23 protein-coding genes are annotated in these 20,731 nt (G+C 73.0%); 20 read left to right on the forward strand and 3 right to left on the reverse strand.

Annotated features, from left to right (window positions below; genetic code table 11):
• From AC1VWI_RS29245 to AC1VWI_RS29315, 15 genes are all read left to right on the forward strand, one after another.
• The gene (locus AC1VWI_RS29245; protein ID WP_499513984.1) at positions 1–411 is read left to right on the forward strand and encodes an acyl carrier protein; all 411 of its coding nucleotides are present in this window, start codon (positions 1–3) and stop codon (positions 409–411) included.
• The gene (locus AC1VWI_RS29250; RefSeq protein ID WP_499513985.1) at positions 404–832 is read left to right on the forward strand and encodes a hypothetical protein; all 429 of its coding nucleotides are present in this window, start codon (positions 404–406) and stop codon (positions 830–832) included. Before AC1VWI_RS29245 ends, AC1VWI_RS29250 begins: the two co-directional genes overlap by 8 nt.
• Positions 829–2,241, forward strand: coding sequence for an aldehyde dehydrogenase family protein (locus tag AC1VWI_RS29255; protein WP_499513986.1), 1,413 nt, complete (start codon positions 829–831; stop codon positions 2,239–2,241). The genes AC1VWI_RS29250 and AC1VWI_RS29255 overlap by 4 nt, the downstream gene beginning before the upstream one ends.
• 47 nt (positions 2,242–2,288) lie before the next feature.
• Positions 2,289–2,753, forward strand: coding sequence for a DUF4188 domain-containing protein (locus AC1VWI_RS29260; protein WP_499513987.1), 465 nt, complete (start codon positions 2,289–2,291; stop codon positions 2,751–2,753).
• 17 nt (positions 2,754–2,770) lie between these two features.
• Positions 2,771–4,483 (forward strand): acetyl-CoA carboxylase carboxyltransferase subunit alpha, encoded by a 1,713-nt coding sequence (locus AC1VWI_RS29265; RefSeq protein WP_499513988.1) that lies wholly within the window; start codon positions 2,771–2,773, stop codon positions 4,481–4,483.
• A complete protein-coding gene (locus tag AC1VWI_RS29270) occupies positions 4,467–5,015 on the forward strand; it encodes an acetyl-CoA carboxylase biotin carboxyl carrier protein (protein ID WP_499513989.1) in 549 nt (182 codons plus the stop codon). The genes AC1VWI_RS29265 and AC1VWI_RS29270 overlap by 17 nt, the downstream gene beginning before the upstream one ends.
• A 12-nt stretch (positions 5,016–5,027) precedes the next feature.
• Positions 5,028–6,413, forward strand: a complete 1,386-nt coding sequence (locus AC1VWI_RS29275) for an acetyl-CoA carboxylase biotin carboxylase subunit (protein ID WP_499513990.1) — start codon at positions 5,028–5,030, stop codon at positions 6,411–6,413.
• Between the two features lie 28 nt (positions 6,414–6,441).
• Positions 6,442–7,428 (forward strand): helix-turn-helix transcriptional regulator, encoded by a 987-nt coding sequence (locus tag AC1VWI_RS29280; protein WP_499513991.1) that lies wholly within the window; start codon positions 6,442–6,444, stop codon positions 7,426–7,428.
• A gap of 119 nt (positions 7,429–7,547) precedes the next feature.
• Positions 7,548–8,006, forward strand: coding sequence for a cobalamin B12-binding domain-containing protein (locus tag AC1VWI_RS29285; protein WP_499513992.1), 459 nt, complete (start codon positions 7,548–7,550; stop codon positions 8,004–8,006).
• Positions 8,006–9,307, forward strand: coding sequence for a methylaspartate mutase (locus tag AC1VWI_RS29290; protein ID WP_499513993.1), 1,302 nt, complete (start codon positions 8,006–8,008; stop codon positions 9,305–9,307). The genes AC1VWI_RS29285 and AC1VWI_RS29290 overlap by 1 nt, the downstream gene beginning before the upstream one ends.
• Positions 9,304–10,230 (forward strand): amino acid ABC transporter substrate-binding protein, encoded by a 927-nt coding sequence (locus tag AC1VWI_RS29295; RefSeq protein ID WP_499513994.1) that lies wholly within the window; start codon positions 9,304–9,306, stop codon positions 10,228–10,230. Before AC1VWI_RS29290 ends, AC1VWI_RS29295 begins: the two co-directional genes overlap by 4 nt.
• 33 nt (positions 10,231–10,263) lie before the next feature.
• Positions 10,264–11,244 carry a DMT family transporter gene (locus tag AC1VWI_RS29300; RefSeq protein WP_499513995.1) on the forward strand — a complete coding sequence of 327 codons (981 nt, stop codon included), beginning with the start codon at positions 10,264–10,266 and terminating at the stop codon, positions 11,242–11,244.
• Positions 11,241–12,299 carry an aspartate-semialdehyde dehydrogenase gene (locus AC1VWI_RS29305; RefSeq protein WP_499513996.1) on the forward strand — a complete coding sequence of 353 codons (1,059 nt, stop codon included), beginning with the start codon at positions 11,241–11,243 and terminating at the stop codon, positions 12,297–12,299. Before AC1VWI_RS29300 ends, AC1VWI_RS29305 begins: the two co-directional genes overlap by 4 nt.
• Positions 12,296–13,399: an amino acid kinase family protein gene (locus AC1VWI_RS29310; RefSeq protein WP_499513997.1), complete on the forward strand. Its 1,104-nt coding sequence runs from the start codon at positions 12,296–12,298 to the stop codon at positions 13,397–13,399. Before AC1VWI_RS29305 ends, AC1VWI_RS29310 begins: the two co-directional genes overlap by 4 nt.
• A 3-nt stretch (positions 13,400–13,402) precedes the next feature.
• Positions 13,403–14,398 (forward strand): TauD/TfdA family dioxygenase, encoded by a 996-nt coding sequence (locus AC1VWI_RS29315; RefSeq protein WP_499513998.1) that lies wholly within the window; start codon positions 13,403–13,405, stop codon positions 14,396–14,398.
• Between the two features lie 157 nt (positions 14,399–14,555).
• Here AC1VWI_RS29315 and AC1VWI_RS29320 read toward each other — a convergent pair whose 3' ends face one another.
• A complete protein-coding gene (locus AC1VWI_RS29320; RefSeq protein ID WP_499513999.1) occupies positions 14,556–14,756 on the reverse strand; it encodes a hypothetical protein in 201 nt (66 codons plus the stop codon).
• A gap of 153 nt (positions 14,757–14,909) precedes the next feature.
• Here AC1VWI_RS29320 and AC1VWI_RS29325 point away from each other — a divergent pair, with 153 nt between their 5' ends.
• The 3 genes from AC1VWI_RS29325 (at position 14,910) to AC1VWI_RS29335 (ending at position 18,048) form a co-directional block, all read left to right on the forward strand.
• Complete coding sequence (locus AC1VWI_RS29325; RefSeq protein ID WP_499514000.1) at positions 14,910–15,953, forward strand: helix-turn-helix transcriptional regulator; 1,044 nt, start codon at positions 14,910–14,912, stop codon at positions 15,951–15,953.
• 111 nt (positions 15,954–16,064) lie between these two features.
• Positions 16,065–16,961, forward strand: a complete 897-nt coding sequence (locus AC1VWI_RS29330; RefSeq protein WP_499514001.1) for a LysR family transcriptional regulator — start codon at positions 16,065–16,067, stop codon at positions 16,959–16,961.
• 103 nt (positions 16,962–17,064) lie between these two features.
• On the forward strand, positions 17,065–18,048 hold the full coding sequence (locus tag AC1VWI_RS29335) for an IS481 family transposase (protein WP_499514002.1): 984 nt from the start codon (positions 17,065–17,067) through the stop codon (positions 18,046–18,048).
• 171 nt (positions 18,049–18,219) lie between these two features.
• On the opposite strand, the gene AC1VWI_RS29340 is transcribed toward AC1VWI_RS29335, so the two are convergent.
• The gene (locus AC1VWI_RS29340) at positions 18,220–18,924 is read right to left on the reverse strand and encodes a 4'-phosphopantetheinyl transferase family protein (RefSeq protein ID WP_499514003.1); all 705 of its coding nucleotides are present in this window, start codon (positions 18,922–18,924) and stop codon (positions 18,220–18,222) included.
• Entirely contained in the window at positions 18,921–19,346 is a 426-nt protein-coding gene (locus AC1VWI_RS29345; RefSeq protein WP_499516946.1) for a RidA family protein, read from the reverse strand. Before AC1VWI_RS29345 ends, AC1VWI_RS29340 begins: the two co-directional genes overlap by 4 nt.
• A gap of 143 nt (positions 19,347–19,489) precedes the next feature.
• Here AC1VWI_RS29345 and AC1VWI_RS29350 point away from each other — a divergent pair, with 143 nt between their 5' ends.
• On the forward strand, positions 19,490–19,705 hold the full coding sequence (locus AC1VWI_RS29350; protein WP_499514004.1) for a DUF6296 family protein: 216 nt from the start codon (positions 19,490–19,492) through the stop codon (positions 19,703–19,705).
• Between the two features lie 202 nt (positions 19,706–19,907).
• The gene (locus AC1VWI_RS29355) at positions 19,908–20,720 is read left to right on the forward strand and encodes an acyl-CoA thioesterase (RefSeq protein WP_499514005.1); all 813 of its coding nucleotides are present in this window, start codon (positions 19,908–19,910) and stop codon (positions 20,718–20,720) included.
• Positions 20,721–20,731 lie beyond the last annotated feature (11 nt).

The raw sequence follows: 20,731 nt of genomic DNA on the forward strand, positions 1-20,731 counted from the left end.
ATGCCTCGCTATGACGTCGAGGAATTGGTGCGGTCCGTCGTCGTGGAGGCGATGGGAATCGACCCGGAGAAATACCATCCCGATCTCGCCTTCGCCTCCGACCTCGGCCTGGAATCGCTCGACCTGCTCGACGTGTTCTTCCGGATCGAATGCTGTGTCCCGGTGGTCCTCTCCGTCGAACGGTGCGGCCGTTATCTCCAGGGCGAGGTCCCGGACGAGGAATTCTGCGACGCGAACGGAATCATCAGCCGGCGCGGTCTGGAAAGGCTGGTCGTCGTCATGCCGCAACTCGACCCCGAGGTCTGGGCGGGGAGACTCACCCTCGACCGGATGCTGGAGCGGCTGACCGTCGGGAACCTCGTCGCGATGGTCGAGCACATGCTGGCCGAAGGGCGGCCGGTCCATGCCTGAGGAATCGGCGCGGGCGTCCGCGGAGGGCAGGACCGTGGTGCGGGTGGGCACTTGCGACGTCCACGTGGACTCCTTCCGGAGGCTGGTGGCCTGGCACGGCCCCGAGGCGCTGCGGCTGCCGGCCGGCGGCGCCTCGGCGGTCGGCTGGTCGCTGCGGCAGGCCGCGCTGCGGGCCCTGGCCGCGCCGCCCCGGGTGGGCGGCCGCTGGGGCGACATCGACGTACGGGGCCCCGAAGGAGGGCCCTGGACCCTGCTGTTCAAGGGCGAGCTGGCGCGCTTCGCCGACACCGTGCTCAGCGGTGACGTCAACGTGACCGTCACCGCCGACGCCGGCCGGGTCACCGCCTTCGCCGTGCTGACCCGCCGCGAGCGCCCCGCCACCCCCACCGCCACAGACGACGAGACCGAGGTACGCAGGTGAGCACAGCGACCGATACCGGGCTGCTGGTCAGCCGCGAGATCATCACCGGCGAGGAGCTGGGCGAGGTCCCGCTCGCCGGACCCGGTGCCGTGGCCTCGGCCGCCCGCCGGGCGGCCGCCGCCGCGCCGGGCTGGGCGGCGCTGCCGGCCGCCGGCCGGGCCGAGGTGCTGGAGCGCGCCGCCGGGCTGCTCGTGGAACGCGCCCAGGAGGTCCAGGACCTGCTGGTCCGCGAGGGCGGGTCGATCCCCGGCAAGGCCTTCTACGAGGTCCACGCGGGCGCCGGGGAGTTGCGGCACGCCGCCGAACTGGTGCGGGAGCCCGAGGCCCCGCACGGCCCCGGCTCCGACCCCGGCAGGCAGACCGAGGTGCGGCGGGTGCCGCTGGGCGTCGTCGGGGTGATCGTCCCCTGGAACTTCCCGCTGCTGCTGGCCCTGCGCTCGGTCGCCCCGGCCCTCGCGCTGGGCAACACCGTGCTGCTGAAGCCCGATCCGCACACCCCGCTGTCCGGCGGCCGCTTCCTGGCCGAGGTCCTCGCCGACGCCGGGCTGCCGGGGGGCGTGCTGGAGGTGGTGCACGGCGGCGCCGACACCGGCCGGGCCCTGGTGCAGGCACCGGACGTGGCCATGGTGTCGTTCACCGGCTCCACCGAGGCCGGGCGGGAGATCGGCGCGACCTGCGGCCGCCTGCTGAAGCGGGTGGTCCTCGAACTCGGCGGGCAGAACGCGTTCGTCGTCCTGCCGGACACCGACCTCGAACAGGCCGCCTCCGCCGGTTCCTGGGGGTCCTTCCTGCACCAGGGCCAGATCTGCATGGCCGCCCGCCGGCACCTCGTCCAGCGCGAGGTGGCCGAGGAGTACACCGCCGCGCTCGCCCGGCACGCCGGGGCACTGCGGATCGGCGACCCGTACCGCGAGGACGCGCAGATCGGGCCGGTCATCGACCAGCGCCAACTCACCTCGATCGCCGCCGCCGTGGAGAACGCCATCGCCCAGGGCGCCCGGCTGGTCACCGGCGGCCGGGCCCGCGGACCGTACTTCCCGCCGACCGTCCTGGCCGACGTCACCCCGCTGATGGACATCTTCAGGACCGAGGTCTTCGGCCCGGTGGCCACGGTCACCGCCTTCGCCGACGACGGCGAGGCGGTGGCCCTGGCCAACGCCTCCGACCACGGACTGACCGCCGCCGTCTACACCTCCGACGCCGAACGCGGCCGGGCGCTGGCCCGCAGGATCCGCTGCGGCGTCGTCCACGTCGGCGACCAGACCGTGGGCCACGACCCCCGGCTGCCCTTCGGTGGCGTCGGCGCGTCGGGCAACGCCTCCGGCTTCGGCGGCCGGGCCGCCCTGGAGGCCTTCACCCGCTGGCACACGCTCACCAGCAGCGTCCCGCCCCGCAGTTACCCGTTCTGAGCCCGTTCCCACCGTTGTGAGCCGAGCAGATCCGAGAGGAGCGCCCCGTGGCAGGCAAGGTCGAGACCGTACCCCAGGTGGCGGACCCGCCCGAGGGCACCGTCCTCTTCCTCATCGGGATGAGGATCAACAGCTTCTGGAAGGTGCACCGCTGGCTGCCGTCCTTCCTCGCCATGTTCCCGATGCTGATCGAGCTCAACAAGCAGAAGGACCACGGCTTCCTGGGCTCGCGCACCTGGCTCAACCGCACCGTGATCATGGTCCAGTACTGGCGCAGCATGGACGAGCTGATGGCGTACTCGCGCAACACCGAGGCCGCCCACCGTCCCGCCTGGGCCCGCTTCAACCGCACGGTCGGCAACGACGGCGCCGTCGGGATCTTCCACGAGGCCTACGTCGTGGACCCCGCCCGGACGCACACCGTCTACCGCAACATGCCGCCGTTCGGCATCGCCAGGGCCACCGCCGGCCGGCCGCAACGGCCGCTCGCGCAGGTCCCGGACCGCGGATAGGGCAGGAGGACACCGCCGTGACACAGCAGCAGGGCCCGGTACGGGCCGGCCAGGACGTCCAGTGGCGCAGGTGCGGGGCGTGCGGCGCCTTCATCTACGGCAAGCGGCTGGACCGCAACCGCAAGGTCTGCCCCGAGTGCCGGTTCCACTTCCGCATACCGCCGGACACCCGGATCGAGCAGCTCGCCGACCCGGGCAGCTTCCGCGCCTTCCCCGACGACCACCGGCCGCGCGACCTGCTCGGCTTCACCGACAGCAAGCCGTACCGGGACCGGCTGCGCGACGCCCAGGCCAGGACCGGACGCAACGACGCCGTGCTCGCCGGGCGCCTGACGATCGAGGGCCGCCCGCTGGTCGCCGCCGTGCTCGACTTCAGCTTCATGGGCGGCAGCATGGGCTCGGTGGTCGGCGAGGCCATCGCCGGCGCGGCCCGCCGGGCCCTCGCCGAGCGGCTGCCGCTGCTGCTGGTCGCCGCCTCCGGAGGGGCCCGCATGCAGGAGGGCGCGCTCTCCCTGATGCAGATGGCCAAGACCTCGCAGTGGATCGCCGCCCTGCGCGAGGCGGCGCTGCCGGTGATCAACCTCAACACCGATCCGACCTTCGGCGGCGCCAGCGCCTCCTTCGCCATGCTCGGCGACGTCATCCTCGCCGAGCCGGGCAGCCTGATCGGCTTCGCCGGACCGCAGGTCATCCGCAACACCATCCGCGAGGAGCTGCCGCCGGGCTTCCAGAGCGCGGAGTTCCTGCTGGAGCACGGCATGATCGACGCGGTCGTGCCGCGCGAGAACCAGCGCGAGCACCTGGCCCGGCTGCTGACCCTGCTCGGTCCCTCGGTGCCCGAACTGCCGGACCCGGCGGGCGCCGAGCCGCTCACCACGCCCGTCCCGGCCGTGCGCAGCACCCGCGACACGGTGGCGCTGGCCCGCACGATCCAGCGGCCCACCACGCGCGAGTACATCGGCTACGTCTTCGACGACTTCGTCGCCCTGCACGGCGACCGGGCCTTCGCCGACGACCGGGCGCTCGTCGGCGGCATCGCCCGGCTCGGCGGCCAGAGCGTGGTCGTCCTCGGCCACCAGAAGGGCCACGACACCGCCGAGCTGGTGAGCAGCAACTTCGGGATGCCCAACCCCGAGGGCTACCGCAAGGCGCTGCGGCTGATGCGGCTGGCGGACCGGTTCGGCCTGCCGATCGTCGCCTTCGTCGACACCCCCGGAGCCTTCCCCGGCATCGGCGCGGAGGAGCGGGGCCAGAGCCTGGCCATCGCCGAGTGCATCCTCGAACTCTCCCGGGTCCGCGTGCCCGTGGTCTCCGTCGTCACCGGCGAGGGCGGCAGCGGCGGGGCACTGGCCCTGGGCGTCGCCAACACGGTGCTGATGCTGCAGAACGCGTACTACTCGGTGATCAGTCCGGAGGGCTGCTCGACCATCCTGTTCGGCACCGCCGAGCAGGCCGGCCGGGCCGCGGACGCGCTCCGGCTCACGGCCTCGGACCTGCTGCGCCTCGGCGTGGTGGACGCCATCGTGCCCGAGCCGCCGGACGGCGCGCACACCGCGCCGTACCCCACCGCGCTCAATGTCAAGACCGCCCTGGTACGGGCCCTGGCCCCGCTGCTCGACCTGCCGGGGGACCGGCTCGTCGAGGTGCGCCGGGACAGGTTCGACCGCTTCGGGCACCCCGACCGTCAGCCGGTAGTGGACTGGGAGAAGCGTGATGAGCACGAGCACTGAGGAGACCACCGAGGCGGCCGGCGGGACGGCCGACGGCGCGATGACCGTGGAGGAGCTGCGGGCACAGACCCGGCTGCTGGCCGGCGAACTGCCCGGCACCCTGCGGCGGATCACCCTGCGGGCCGGCGGGATCAGCGTGGACGTGGAGTGGGAGTCCGCCCCGGTCGCGGCCGCCCCCACGCCCGCCCCCGCCGTCGCCGCACCGGGCACCGCCGCCCCCGCGCAGCCGGCGGCGCCCGCCGCCCCCGCCGCCCCCGCCATACCCGACGGGGACGCCCCGCCCGCCGGGCTGGTCAGCGTCACCGCACCGCTGGTCGGCACGTGCTACCGGGCGTCCTCGCCCGGCGCGGAACCCTTCGTGCAGGTCGGCGACGTCGTCGAGCCCGGCCGGCAGCTGGCGATCATCGAGGCGATGAAGCTGCTCAACGCGATCACCGCCGAGACCCGCGGCCGGGTGCACGCGATCCACGTCCAGGACGGCGAGGTCGTCGAGTACGCCCAGCCGCTGATCGACCTCGTCCCCGTCGACTGAGAGGGCACAGCCGTGTTCGACAAGGTGCTCGTCGCCAACCGCGGGGAGATCGCGCTGCGCATCATCCGCTCCTGCCGCGACCTGGGCGTGCGCACGGTGGCGGTGTACTCCACCCCGGACGCCGACGCCCGGTTCGTCAAGGCCGCGGACGAGGCCGTGCACATCGGCCCGGGCGCGCCCGCCCGCAGCTACCTCAACATCCCCAACATCATCGGCGCCGCCGTCAAAACCGGTGCCGAGGCCATCCACCCCGGTTACGGGTTCCTCTCCGAGGACCCGTACTTCGCCGAGATCTGCGCCGACGACGGCATCACCTTCATCGGCCCGCCCCCGGACGTCATGGAGAACGTCGGCGACAAGGCCACCGCCCGCCGGCTGATGACCGAGGCCGGACTGCCGCTGCTGCCGGGCACCATCGAGCCGGTCGACTCGGTGGAGGCCGCCGAGGCCGTCGCCGCCTCGATCGGCTACCCGGTCATCATCAAGGCCGCGGCGGGCGGGGGCGGCCGCGGCATCACGGTGGTACGGCGCCCGCAGGACCTGAGGGACGCCTACACCGCCACCCGGGCCAGCGCGCAGGCCGTCTTCAAGAACAGCGCCGTCTACATGGAGCGCTACCTGGAGAAGACCCGGCACATCGAGATCCAGGTCGTCTGCGACGACTTCGACGGCGCCGTGCACCTGGGCGAGCGCGACTGCTCGGTGCAGCGCCGTCACCAAAAGCTCGTCGAGGAGTCCCCCTCGGCCGGGGTCTCCCCGCAGTTGCGGGAGCGGCTGGGCGCGGCGGCCCTGGCCGGTGCCCGCGCGGTGGGCTACCGGGGCGCGGGCACGGTGGAGTTCCTGCTGGAGTCCGGCGGCGGGGAGGGCGGCGGGGACGGTGCCCGCGGCGAGGACGTCTTCTGGTTCATGGAGATGAACGCCCGGATCCAGGTCGAGCACCCGGTCACCGAGCTGGTCACCGGCGTCGACCTGGTCGGCGAGCAGTTGCGGGTCGCCTCCGGCAGCCCGCTGTCGGTCAAGCAGGAGGACGTGGAGATCCGCGGGCACGCCATCGAGTGCCGCATCAACGCCGAGGACCCGGCCCGGGCCTTCGCCCCCACGCCCGGACTGCTGGAGCGCTACCGCGTCCCCGGCGGCCCGTGGGTCCGGGTGGACACCGACTACGACCCGGGCTCACGCGTCAGCCCGTACTACGACTCCATGATCGGGAAGCTGATCGTCTGGGGCCCGGACCGCGGCAGCTGCATCGAGCGCACCCTGCGCGCGCTGTCGGAGTTCGAGGTCTCCGGGCCCGGCGTGCACACCACGATCCCGCTGCACCAGGAGATCCTCGGCCACCCCGAGTTCCGCCGGGGCGACGTGGCCACCGACTTCCTGGAGCGCCACTTCGCCATGTGAGCAGCACGACCAGCCGAGGGGAGCCGCCGTGTCGGACCAGGAGCTCACGACCCAGGACATCGGCGTCTACCGGCACCTGCTGCAGGTGTCGCCGGACGCCGACCGGTGCGCGTCGGAACTCGGAATGGTTCCGGACGACTTCGACGAGTCGGTCAAGCGGCTGATGGCGCACCGGCTGCTGCATCCGGACGGTCCCTGCCGCTACGAGGTCGTCTCGCCCGGCTTGGCCGCGGCCGAACTCACCGCCTCCCTCAGCCTCCAGGCGCACCAGCTGCTGCGCCAGATCGACACCACCCGGCGCGACCTCGGCCCGCTCGGTGCCCTGTACGACGCCCACCAGCGGCAGCGGCTGGCCGGCACCACCACCGAACTGCTCACCGACGGCGACGCCGTACGGCACCGGCTCGCCGATCTGTCGTCGCAGGTCCGCGACCGCGTGCTCACCGCCCACCCCACCCTCGGCGGCCCGCAGACCCTGCGGGCCGCCCTCGACCTGGACCGCGACCTGCTCGACCGGGGCGTGCGGTACCGGACGGTGGTCCCGCACACCGCGCGCCGGCAGCGGGAGGCGCTGCGGCACATGACCCGACTGGGCGACCTGGGCGCCCAGTTGCGCACCGCGGCGGTCATACCCGGCCGGATGATCCTGCTGGACGGGGTCGTGGCCCTGGTGTCCACGGGAAAGGGCGGCGGCGCCGCGCTGTTCCGCGACCCGACCGTGGTCGCCTTTCTCGAAGTGATATTCGACCACATCTGGGAGCACGCGAAACCGGTCGACGGCGATTTCGACGGCGACGTCTTCGAGGACGTCGAGGTGGCCATTTTGCGCCAGCTGGAACTCGGCAGGTCGGATGAATTCATTTCCCGGCGGCTGGGTATCTCCACCCGTACGCTCCGCCGCTACCTGTCGGGGATGTGCGAGAAGCTCGGTGTGGAGACCCGCTTCCAACTGGGCATGGCCGCAACCAGGCTGGACCTGTTCGGGAACGGGGACGATCCGGACAGTGCGGGATAGAAATTCCTGATCGCGACGTTCGGGTATTTCTACCCGGCCCCGCTGGACCCTCCGGCGGCGCGCCGCGGATGATTTCCCCGGCCCACTCCACATTCCTACCGAGGGAATCAATGACTGGCATGGCTGCCGCCTCCCGGAGGCGGATCATTGTTTCCGGTGTCTCCTCCGACGCGCACATGTGGAACCTGGTGTTCCTGCAGTTGCTGCTGGAGGAGCACGGCCACGAGGTGTCCAACCTCGGCAGCCTCACCCCCGACGCGGAGATCGCCGGCGCCTGCCGCGCGCTCCGCCCGGACCTGCTGGTCATCGGCACCGTCAACGGGCACGGTCACCTCGACGGCCTGCGTCTGATCCGCGCCCTGCGCGCCGATCCCGCCCTCGCCGCCCTCCCCGTCGTGATCGGCGGCAAGCTCGGCGTCCACGGACGCGACGACGCCCGCCTCGCCGCCCGTCTGACCGCCGCCGGCTACGACGCCGTCTTCGCCGACGGCGACGACACCGGCGGCGGCGCGCTCGCCCGCTTCGGCACGTACCTGCGGGCGCTGCGCACCCCGCCCGCCCTGGCGGAGGTGGCCTGATGCCGCACAGCCCCGACCGCTTCTCCGCGTTCGTCCGCCGGGCCCGCGCGGCCGGGCGACTGGTCGTCCAGCCGCGCATGGGCTTCGGCGAACTCGACCGGATGCGGGCGGGGTTGCGTGCCGTGCGCGAGGCCCGCGCCACCTCGGTCGGCACCATCACCCTCGACAGCTACACCCGCTGCCACGACTACGCCGCCGCCCGCCGCGCCCTGCGCGACCGCGCCGCCGACCTCAACGGCTTCCCGCTGCTCGCCCACGGGCCCGTGGCCGTGCGGGAATTGCTGGCCGGGACGGCCGCGCGGGAGTTCCCCGTGCAGCTCCGGCACGGCACCGCCCTGCCGCTGCGCCTGTTCCGCGTCATGGCCGAGGCCGGGATCGACGCCACCGAGGGCGGCCCCGTCTCGTACTGCCTGCCCTACAGCCGCACCCCGCTCGCCGAGGCGGTCCGCGAGTGGCGGGCGGCCTGCGAACTCCTGGCCGGGCTGCCGGTGCCCCCGCACCTGGAGACCTTCGGCGGCTGCATGCTCGGCCAGTTGTGCCCGCCGTCGCTGCTGGTGGCGCTCAGCGTGCTGGAGGGGATGTTCTTCCGCGAGCACGGGCTGACCGGCATCTCGCTCAGCTACGCCCAGCAGGTCCACCCCGGCCAGGACCTGGAGGCCCTGGCCGCGCTGCGCCGGCTGGCCGCGGAACGGCTGGCGGACACCGACCGGCACCTCGTGCTCTACACCTTCATGGGCGTCTTCCCGCGCACCCCGATCGGCTCCTACCGGCTGCTGGAGCACAGCGTCCGGCTCGCGGTGCGCGGCGGCGCGGAGCGGCTGGTGGTCAAGACCCCCGCCGAGTCCCACCGCATCCCCACCGTCGAGGAGAACGTCGAGGCCCTGGAGTTCGCGCACGCCGTCGCGGAATCGGCCGCCGCCGGCGCCTCCACCGGGCCGGGGCCCACCGCCACCGGCCTGTACGAGGAGGCCAGGACGCTCGTCGACGCCGCCCTCGCCCTCGGGGACACCGTCGGCGACGCCCTCGTGGCGGCCTTCGCCCGCGGCGTCCTCGACGTGCCGTACTGCCTGCACCCGGACAACGCCGACCGCGCCCGCGCCGCCGTCGACCCCTACGGCATGCTCCGCTGGACCGAGGCCGGCGCGATGCCGGTGAGCGCCGGCCGGACGGACGGCCCGGCGGCGCCCGTCGCCCCGGTCACCGCACGCGGCCTGGGCGAGATGCTCTCCTTCAACGAACGCCACTACGACCGCGAGGACCTCACCGGCGCCGCGCGCCCGCTCCCCGGGTACGCCTCGTGACCGCCCCCCCGCGCGCGAGGACCGGCACCCTGGACGCCGTCCGCGCCCGGGGCGCCCTGCGCGCCGCCGTCTCCCAGGGCATCCGCGGGCTGTCCCTGCGCACCGGCGACGGCCGCTGGACCGGGCTGGACACCGACATCGCCCGCGCCGTGGCGGCGGCCGTCCTCCACGACCCGGAGGCCGTCGACTGGCGCCCGGTGCGCGCCGCCGACCGGCTCCGCGTGCTCGCCGCGGACGAGGCCGACCTGACGGTGTGCAACCTGACCTGGACGCTGGGCCGGGAGGCCGCCCACCCGGTGCTCTTCGCCGGGATCACCGCCTACGACGGCGAGGGCTTCCTGGTGCGGGCCGCCGACGGCATCGACGACCCGGCCCGCCTCGCGGGGCGGCGGCTCGCCGTCCACACCGGCTGCACCACCCCGGTCAACCTGGCCGCGTGGTACGGCCCGCGGGGCCTGACCACCGTCCCCGTCGGCTTCCACGACCCCGCCGAGGCGCTGGCCGCGTACGCCTCCGGCGACTGCGCCGCGTACGTCCTGGACCGCATCGCCCTGGCCGGCGCCCGCGCCGGGCTGCCGGACCCCGAAGCACACCGCCTCCTGCCGGTCTCGATCTCCCGGGAGCCGATGGCCGCCGCCGTCCGCGACACCGACCCGCACTGGTTCCGGCTGGTCCGCTGGGTGCTGCAGCTGCTGCCCGCCGCCGAGCACGAGGGCGTGGCGCAGGCCGCCGCGCAGGCCGGCCCGCACGGCCCCGCGGTCGGGCTCGACGAGCGGTGGGCCGCCCGCGTGCTGACCGCCGTCGGCAGCTACGCCGACGTGTACGAGCGCAACCTGGGCGCCGCCTCCGGCCTCGACGTGCCGCGCGGCCCCAACGAACTGTGGACCCGGGGAGGGCTGCACTACGCCGTCCCCCTGCACTGACCCCCCGTCCGCCGCGGAAGGAGCCGAGGGCGCATGACCACTGACACCACACCCGCAGCACACGGGCGCGCAGGCGCCCTCGAACTCACCGCGGCCATGGGGCTCTCCGGCACCCTGGGCGTCTTCGTCCTGGAGTCCGGGGTCTCCTCCTCCACCGTGGTGCTCTTCCGCTGCGTCTTCGGGGCGGTGGCGCTGGCCGCCTACTGCCTGCTGCGGGGCCACCTGAGGAACACCGGGCTGACCCGCCGCAGCTTCGCGCTCGCCGCGCTCGGCGGGGTGTTCATCGTCCTCAACTGGGTGCTGCTCTTCGACGCGTACCACCGCACCTCGATCTCGGTGGCCACCGTCGTCTACCACACCCAGCCCTTCTACGTGGTGCTGCTGGGCGTCGCGCTGTTCCGCGAACGGCTCGACCGGCACCGCGCCGGCTGGATCCTGCTGGCCTTCGCCGGGGTGCTGCTCGTCGCCGGACTTCCCGGCGCCGGTCCCGGCGGGGACGGGTACCCGCTCGGCGTCGCCGAAGCGCTGCTTGCCGCCCTGCTGTACGCCTTCGCCACGGTGATCGCCAAGCGGCTCACCACCGTCCGCCCGCAACTGACCGCGCTGATCCAGGTGCTGGTGGGCATCCCGCTGCTGCTGCCCTTCGCCCGGCTCGGCGAGACCGCGGGCCTCGGGGCGCGCTGGGGCTGGCTGGTGGGCCTCGGCGTGATCCACACCTGCCTGATGTACGTCCTGCTCTACTCCTCGTACCGGAAGCTGTCCACCGACCGCATCGCCGTGCTGTCGTTCGTCTACCCGGCCGTGGCGATCCTGGTGGACCTCGCCGTCTACGGCCACCGCGTCGGGCCGCTGCAGGCCCTCGGAGTGCCGCTGATCGCCGCCGCCGGACTCGGCGTCAACCTCGGCTGGCCGCTGCTGCCGTGGCGGGGCCGCCGCCCCGCCACGGCCGACGGCACCGAACCGGAAGCCACGGCACCCGCAGCCGGGCTCGTCCAGATCGGAGATCCCCGATGACCCTCGTTACCGATCCCGCCGCCCCGCGCATCGCCATCGTCGGCGCGACGGGGGCCGTGGGCAGCACCCTCATCGAGCTGATCGAGGAGCGCGGACTGCGCTACCGCGAGATCCACCTCGTCGCCTCGGCGCGCAGCGCGGGCCGCCACGTGGCGGTCGACGGGCGCGCGTGCGAGGTCTCCGCCCTGGAGGACTTCGACTTCGGCCGGGCCGACATCGCGTTCTTCTCGGCCGGCACGTCGGTCAGCGACAAGTGGGCCAAGACCGCCGTCGCCCAGGGCGCGCTGGTGATCGACAACACCAACGCCTTCCGCATGGACCCCGACACCCCGCTCGTGGTGCCGCAGGTCAACGCCGGCGAGCTGCACCGGCGGCCGGCCGGCGGGATCGTCGCCAACCCCAACTGCTCCACCATCCCGCTGGTCCGCACGCTGCTGCCGGTGCAGCGGCGCTGGGGGGTCCGGCAGGTGGTGGTCAGCACGTACCAGGCCGCCTCCGGCCAGGGCCACCAGGGCATCGAGGAACTGCTGGAGGGCAGCGAGGTCGCGCTGCGCGACCCGGACGCGGACCTGCCCTCCGAGCGCTTCCGGCCCGCCCTCGCCTTCAACGTCGTCCCCTCCATCGACCGGCTGCTGGACGGCGGCTTCACCCTGGAGGAGCAGAAGATGCTCCAGGAGTCGCGCAAGATCCTCGGGCTCCCGCACCTGGACCTGACCGCCACCTGCGTACGGGTGCCGGTGGTCAACTCCCACTCCGAGGCGGTGTGGGTCGAGGCGGGGGCGCCGGTGGACCGCGAGGAACTCGTCGCGCTGCTCGCCGCGCTGCCCGAGGTCACCGTCCACGACCGGGAGCACCCGGGCGGCTTCCCCACCCCGCTCACCGCCGGGCACCCCGACCACGTCCACGTGGGGCGGATCCGGGTCGCCCCGCACAACCCGCGGGGCTTTTGGATGTGGCTGGTCTCGGACAACCTGCGGGTGGGCGCGGCCCTGAACGCCGTCCAGATCGCCGAGTACGCGCTGACCCGCGGCTTCCTGGGCGGAGGCGCGCGATGAAGGCCCCGGCGGTGCTGAAGTTCGGCGGCTCCACCTTCCGCACGCACGCCGCCTACCACGACCTCGCCGCCGGGCTGGACGAGCGCATCCGCCGCGAGGGGCGGCCGCTGGCGGTCGTGGTCAGCGCGATGCAGGGCGAGACCGAGGGGCTGCGCGGCCGGCTGCACGAGGTCAACCTGCGCCCCGAGGACGCCACCGCCGCGGGCATGCTCGCCACCGGGGACCTGGTCAGCGCCCACCTGCTGGCCAGCGCCCTGCACAAGGCGGGCCGCAGCGCCACCGTGCTCGCCGGGCACCAGGTCGGCCTGGTCACCAACTCCTCCTTCCTGTGGGCCCGGGTGGTGAGCACCGACCCCGGCCCCCTGAGGAGGGCGCTCGACCGGCACGAGGTCGTGGTCGTCCCCGGCGGCCAGGCCGTGGACGGCCAGGGACGGCCCACCTGGCTGGGCAAGAACAGCTCCGACCTGTCGGCGCTGGCGGTCGCCCGCGCCGTGGAGAGCCACGTCTGCGAGATCCACTCCGACGTCGACGGCATCTACACCTCCGACCCGCACCTGGTCACCGGGGCCCGGATGCTGCCGCAGGTCTCGTACAACATGGCCGCCCTGATGTCGCTGTACGGGGCGAAGGTGCTGCACCGCCGCGCCGTCCAGCTCGCGCTGCGGCACCGCATCGAGATCGTGCTGCGCTACAACCGGGCCCCGTACTCCTCGGGCACCCGGATCAGCGCGGTCGGCAACCAGCTGGCCGCCGTCGTCCTCAACCGGCGCTCGGTGGTGCTGGACTTCCCCGACGACGCCCGCGCCGACGCCGCGCACAACGCCTTCCACGTCGCCGGCATCGACACCGTACGGCTCACCCAGGAGTCCCGGGTGGCCGTCATCGGCGGGTACGTCGACCTGGAGGCCGTCCAGCTGCGGCAGGGCGTCACCCCGGGCCGGCACGTGGGGGTGCCGGTCGCGGAGGTGCGCGGCAGCAAGGTCACCACCCACATCGCCGAGAGCGGCGAGGACGCCCTGCACCTCGCGCAGCGGCTGCACGACCGGCTGGACTTCCCGGCCGTCCCCGGTGCCCCCGACGCCCGCCTTGTAGGAGTGTGAGCCGTGAAGGCGACCTTCGCCGAGCTGGAACTGCCCGACGCGGTACGGGACGACATCGGGGAGCGGCTCGCGGCGCTCCCCGACCCGGCGCCGGACATCGACCGGGCCATGACCCGCTACCACCGGGTCTTCGCCGCGCTGCCCACGGAACTGCTCCAGCAGGTGCTGGACTTCGGCCGGCACATCGACACCCCGGGCGTCGCGCTGGTGCGCAACCTGCCCGTGGACCGGGACCTGCCGCCCACCCCGGTGGACGGCGGGCCCAGCACCGCCAAGCGCGGCTTCGTCGCCGAGGGCGTGCTGCTGGGCCTGTCCGGGCTGCTGGGCGAGCCCGTCGGCGTGCTCACCGAGAAGGAGGGGCGGCTGATCCACGACGTGGTCCCCGTCCCCGGCGGGGAGAGCACCCAGACCAACCAGGGCTCGGCCGTCTTCCTCAACTTCCACAGCGACATCACCCACGACCCGGCCGGGCGCTGGGACGTCGCCAACCCGGACTTCCTGGTCCTCAACTGCCTGCGCGGCGACCCCTCCGGCACGGCGGCCACCTACTACGCGGACGCCCGCGACATCTGCGGGCAGCTGGCGGACGGGGCGCTGGAGGCGCTGCGCAGTCCGCTGTTCCGGCTCAACGCGCCGGGCAGCTACACCCGCGATGTCGCGGGCGGTGCCGAGGTCCTGTCGGACCCGGTGCCGATCGTCAGCGGCTCCCGGGACTTCCCCGGGATCGCCGTCTCCGCCAACGGTGTGCGCCCCCTGACCCGGGGGGCCGCCGCGGCCCTGGAACTGCTGCACGAGGCCTGCCGCGCGACCGCGCACGCCGTACGGCTGGAGCCGGGCACGGCCCTGCTGGTCAACAACCGCAAGGGCGTGCACGCCCGCTCGGAGTTCACCGCCCGCTACGACGGCCGGGACCGCTGGCTCCAGCGCACGTACGTACGGCGCAACCTGTGGGACATCAGGTACCGGGTGACCCCGGGCGACCGCCGCGTGCACCACTGAGCCGCGGGCCCCGGGCCGGGCCGCGGCCGGCGGCGGGCGGCTAGCGGTGCCGCCCCGGCCAGTGCAGAGTGCCGGATTCCTCTTCCGGGGCACCGGTAGGTGCGGTCATGGGGTCATTCGACGACATGATTTCTCCTTCAACCAATTCCGTGACGAATCAGGCCTGGTGGCCGTCGGCCGAATGCGTGTCGGCGCCACCGATCGGAGCCACGTCCCACTTGTCATCCGCCAGCGTGACGTTCCGCGGCCCGTTGCCGCCGGAAACGACCGGGGCCGCCGGGGTGGCGGAGTAAACAACTCCGGCCGCCAGGACGATCACCGAGAAGCCCCGGGCAAGTAAATGACGAGTGTTCACCATCGTGGATCCCCCCACATCGCTTGTCTGTCGCGCCCTTTGTGGGCACGAGAACAAGGTGTCAGTCGCGGAGATCGAGTTCGAGCCGCCGGAAGTGTCCTATGATGGAGCGGCAACAAGTGGATAGCGGCAAATCGGGCATGGGGTGGGTGATCGGTGGACGAGCATCGCCTGTTGGACGACCTTGCTGTTGATGCGTACGAATGCGCTTTGCGAGACGGTGCCTTCAGGGATGAGGAGATCGCCGCCGAGCTGGGCGTCGGCGTCGACCTGGTCGCCGAGGCCCGCAAGACCCTGGAGGAGCTGCGGCTGCTCGGCCGCATCGGCTCCGGCCGCTCCGTCGTGGCGCTCGACCCTGACGTCGCGGAAGCGGAACTGGTGACACCGCTCGAGCTGTCCATCGCCCACCGCCGGCAGGAGATCGCCGCGATCCACCGGCAGTTGCGGGCGCTGTCCGCCGTCTACCGCACGAGCGACCGGGCCGCCCCCGACGACGTGCCGGTCAGGGTGCTGGACGACTTCGAGGAAGTGCGCAGGGAGATCGACCTGGCGCGGCGCCGCTGCAGCGAGGAGCGGATGAGCCTGCAGCCCGGCGGCGGTCGCAGCGCCGAACTGCTCGAACAGGACCTGGTGCAGACCCTGGAGATGCGGCGCCGTGGAATCCGCATCCGCACGCTCTACCAGCACACCGCCCGCACCAGCCTCGCCACCCGCACCTACGTGCGGCAGATCTGCGAGGGCGGCGCCGAGGTCCGTACCGCCGAGGAGCTCTCCGAGCGGCTGATCATCTACGACCGCAGACTGGCGTTCATTCCGAAGGAACGGAAGGGAAAGGAACCGCCGGGTGCGGCGATTGTCTCCGATCCCACGCTCGTCGCCTATCTCTGCCGCTCGTTCGAGTCCATATGGCAGGGCAGCCAGCCCTTCGACGTCGGCCGGACCGCCGAATACCAGCAGGTCACGGAGGACCTGCGGTTGTCAATTCTGCGGCTGATGGCCATGGGATTGAAGGACGAGGTGATCGCCCGCCGCCTCGGGATGGCGACCCGTACATGCCGTCGCCACATATCCGTAATCATGGAGGAACTCGGCGCCACCAGCAGATTCCAGGCGGGATTGCTGATCGGCCGCCAGGGATTGATCCCCGACGGCGATGCCGTTCCCCCCGATCCCGCCGGAGGCGATGTGTCCGAATGCTGACGGGCGTTGTCCTCGATCAGACAACCCGGAGTTCTGGCGCCCGGCACCGGCGGCTTGATTTCCTGTGGAGGGAGTATTGATCCGGCGCGAGCCGAACCACGGGAGGGGTCAATGGACATTCGGCAGCTGGCGACGTTCCACAAGGTGGCGACGCTGCTCAGCTTCACCCGGGCGGCGACGGAACTGAAGTACGCGCAATCCAGCGTCACGGCCCAGATCAAGGGCCTGGAGATGTCGCTCGGCGTCGACCTCTTCGACCGTCTCGGGGGCCGTATCCAGCTCACCGAGGCCGGCCAGCGGCTGCTGCCGTACGCCGAGCAGATGCTCTCCCTCGCCGGCGAGGCGCGCGGCGCGACGCTGGGTTCCGAGGAGCCCTCGGGAGTGCTGACGATCGGTTCGATGGAGAGCATCACCTCCTACCGGATGCCCCCGTTACTGGAGTTCTTCCACCACCGCTACCCGGCCCTGCACATCGTGCTGCGGCCCAGCCTGTGCGCCGAGACCTGCCACGCGCTGCGCCAGGGCATGTTCGACATGGGCTTCCTGATGGAGGCCGAGACCCAGCACCCCGGCGTTCAGACCGAGGTCCTGGGCTCCGAGCCGCTGACCGTGGTCGCCGCACCCGACCATCCGCTCACCCGGGCGCACAAGATCACCACCGACGACCTGCGGCAGGTCCAGGTGATCTCCGCCGAGGCCGGCTGCGCCTACCGCGAGCTGTTCGAGGCCGAACTCAACGACGGTACGGGCGAGTCGCTGCCCTTCCTGGAGTTCGGGACCATCGAATCCATCAAGCGCGGGGTCGCGGCGGGGCTCGGCATCAGCCTGCTGCCGACCGCCACCGTCGCCGACGCGCTGGAGGCCGGCACGCTGGTGACCCTCCCGTGGCCGGTGCCCTTCGAGGTGCACACCCAGATCGCCTGGCGGCGGGGCAAGAACCTCTCCCGCGAGATGCGGGTCTTCGTCGACCAGACCATGCGCTTCCTCGCCGAGGAGTACGCGCGCTAGGTGTATTGACCACGAGCGTTGTTGACACCTGCTGGGTCTTGATCACGGCGAAGACCTCCGGTGTGGTGGAGCTGTCTAGGACTGCACCGCACCGGAGGTCTTCGTGTCCCACCGTAATGCCCGCCTGACCGTGCACGGCAGGCGGCTACTGGTCGAGCGTGTCTGCGCGGGTCGCCCGGTCGCTCATGTCGCGGCGGAGATGGGCATCTCGCGCGCCACGGCGCACAAGTGGGTCCGCCGCTGGCGGGCCGAGGGCGACGCCGGCCTGCACGACCGTACGAGCAGGCCACACACCGTCCCCCACCGCACACCGGCCGCCATGGAGGCCCGGGTCTGTCACCTGCGGACCACTCGTAAGCTCGGCCCGGCACGGATCGGGCCGATCCTCGGGATGCCGGCCTCGACAGTTCACCGGATCCTGACCCGGCACGGCCTGCACCGGCTGGCCTGGATCGACCGACCCACCGGCGAGCCGATCCGCCGCTATGAACGGGCCCGGCCGGGCGAGCTGGTCCATGTCGACATCAAGAAACTGGGCAACATCCCAGACGGAGGCGGCTGGCGCACCGTGGGCAGGGCCGCGGGAGACCGAAACCGGCAAGCCACCACCACCCAGCGGCAGAACTGCACGCCGGTGATCGGCTACAGCTACATCCATTCCGCCATCGACGACCACTCCCGCCTGGCCTACAGCGAGGTCCTGCCCGACGAGCGCAAGGACACCGCCATCGCCTTCTGGCAACGGGCGCAAGTCTTCTTCACCGCCCACGGGATCACCGTCGAGCGTGTCCTGACCGACAACGGCTCCTGCTACAAATCCAAGGCCTGGCGAGACACCCTCGTCGCGGCCGGAATCACCCACAAACGCACCCGGCCCTACCGGCCACAGACGAACGGCAAGGTCGAACGCTTCAACCGCACCCTGCTCGAAGAATGGGCCTACCTACGGCCCTACACCTCAAACGCAGAGCGCACCAAAGCCCTGGCAGACTTCCTCCACACCTACAACCACCATCGCTGCCACACCGCACTCGGAGGCAAGCCCCCAATCAGCCGCGTCAACAACGCTGCGGGTCAATACAGCTAGGCCGTGTCGTCAAAGTCCCGCCTGCCCAGCGGCGCCTGGCACGGCACCTCGCTGCGTTGTCGAATCGTCCGAGTAGCCCACTACGAGGACGACTCTCCGCCTTACGATGCACCGCACCAGACGCCGCTGGGCCCGCCCTCCGGGCGGCCGGCGCTCCTTTGACGACACGGCCTAGCCCAGCCGTACGGCGACGGCCGCGCGGTGGCCGTCCCCGACGGCGACGTCGGAGAGCGACCAGCCCTCGGGGCCCGCGGCGGGGGCGGGTCCGGAGCCCACGTAGTCCTCGGACGGGTCCCTGGCCAGGCCCGTCCCCAGGCCCTTCAGGTACGCCTCCTTGCGTGCCCACGCCCGCGCGAAGGCCTCGCGGCGTTCCGCCGGCGGAAGCCCGCCCAGCTCGTCGACCTCCGCCGGGTGCAGCGAGCGCCACACGCCGTCGACGGCCTCCTGGCCGGGCAGCGCCTCCACGTCCACCCCCACCGGGGTCGCGGCGAAGGCCACCAGCGTCAGCTCCCGGGAGTGCGAGAGCGAGAAGTGCGGCGTACCGCCCTCGACCGCGGGCCGGCCGTGCGGGCCGCCGCAGGACGGGCAGGTCTCCCGGGTCAGCGGCACCTTGCCGGGCGGGGTCCCCAGGTACGCCGCCAGCAGCAGGCGCAGCGCCACGTGCGCGGTGACGTAGCTGGTGCGGTCGCGGTCGAAGTGGAAGGCCGTGGCCCGCTCGCGCTCCTCCCGGTCCAGCAGCCCGGGCGCGAGGTGGACGGCGGCGGCCGCGTTCGCCGCCGTGTCCACCAGGCACAGCCGCGGCGGTTCGCCGGGCCCCGGCGGGGGCAGGCGCCGGGCCGCCGCCGTCACGCTGAACCGCTCCGGGACCAGGGTCACGGCCGGGCCGCCGGGGCCGTGGACGCGGCCGGGACGATCGCGAACGCCTCGACCTCCAGCAGCAGTTCGGGCCGGATGAGTGCGGCCACCTGCACCGCCGAGCTGGCCGGGGGCCGCTCGGTGTCGACGTAGGCGTCGCGCGCCTCGCGGACCGCGGGCAGGAAGGCGACGTCGGTGACGAAGAAGGTCAGCTTGACCACGTCGCCCCAGCCCGCCCCGGCGGCCGTGAGGCAGCGGTCGAGGTTGCCGAAGACCTGGCGCGCCTGCGCCGCCGGGTCGCCCGGTCCGACGAGCTCACCCCGCTCGTCCACCGCGATCTGGCCCGAGACGGCGACGAACCGGCCCTCGCCCCACACGACGTGGCTGTAACCGGTGCCCGGCGGGACACCCTCCGGAGCGGCGAGGTGGGTGAGGTGCGCCATGCGTTCCCCCTTGATGATCGACACCGCTCCATGCTCTCCCAGGGGGTCGACCCGGCGCCACAGCGGACGTCATGACCGGTGTCATTGGCCAGGGATTCTCTGGGCATAAATCGTCATATGGGCGGAGACAGGAGGTTCCCCTCATGAGTCATGCCGAAACCTACGATCTGACCTTCCCCGTCTCCGGCGACACCGTGGTCGTCAAGCGCACCGAGCGCAAGGGTGCCGGGGGGCACCCGGTGTACAGCGACGACACCGGCATCGTCCAGGCGGAGATCAGCGACCGGGGGGAGGTCCGCATGCTCGCGACGGGCGGGCACCAGCACCACGACGTCCCCTCGCGGGCGACGCCGCACTGAACGCCCTGTCGCCACCGGCGTCCCGGAACCGGCCACGTGACCGCCGCCGGACGCCGCTGCGGGTCGCTCACCTCTGGTCGCCGTCCGTGTCCGTGCGGACCGCCCCCGTCACCCGCCGGGCTTCCCGCCGAGTTGATTTGAATATCCAACTCACTGGATTACCGTGGAGCGGACAGCGAACCCACATTCCCAGGGGGACGTCATGCCCGCCTCGATCACGGACACGGATACCGAGGACACCACCGGCACCGTCCGCGTCGACCGCTCCTGGTGGTCCTGGAACGGGGCGCAGGGAGGCTACGTCGCGGCCCTCGCGCTGACCGCCATGCGCGACGACCTGGCCGCGCGGACGGGGGAGGGCCTCCCGGTCCGCACGCTCGGCGCGCACTTCCTGGCCCCCGTCGACGAGCGCCCGCTGCGCCTGGCGGCGACCACCCTGCGCGAGGGGCGCCGTACGTCCGTGTCCTCCGTCACCGCCCTGCAGGACGGTGCCGCCGCGCTCACCGGCACCGCCGTGTTCGGACGGAGCGAACCCGGCCCCGCCCACACCGGCACGCCCGCGCCCGCCGTCCCCGCGCCCGGCGCCTGCCCGCCGCTCACCCTGCCGCGTTCGCTGGCGGCGTTCGCCGCCCACCTGGAGATCCGCCCGGCTGGCGACGCGCGCCCCCTGGCCGGCGGGGAGCGCGCGGAACTCCTCGCCTGGATGCGGTTCGCCGACGGGCGGCCGCTGGACCCGCAGGCGCTGGTCGTCCTCGCCGACGCCCTGCCGCCCGCGCTGTTCGCGGTCTGGACCGAGCCCCGCCCCGTGCCGACGGCCGAATTGACCGTGCACTTCACCGACGTCCTGGACGCCGCGCCCGCGCAGGGCTGGGTCCTGGTCCGCAGCCGCACCGAACACGCGGGCGGTGGCTGGGCCGTGGAGGACAGCGCCGTGTGGACCGAGGACGGCCTGCTGCTCGCCCTCGCCCGTCAGGCTCGCGCCGTACGCGAGTTCCGCCCCGGCCGGCAGGGCTGACCGGCCCGTTC

This window comes from Streptomyces sp. TOM-9 (assembly GCF_056858595.1).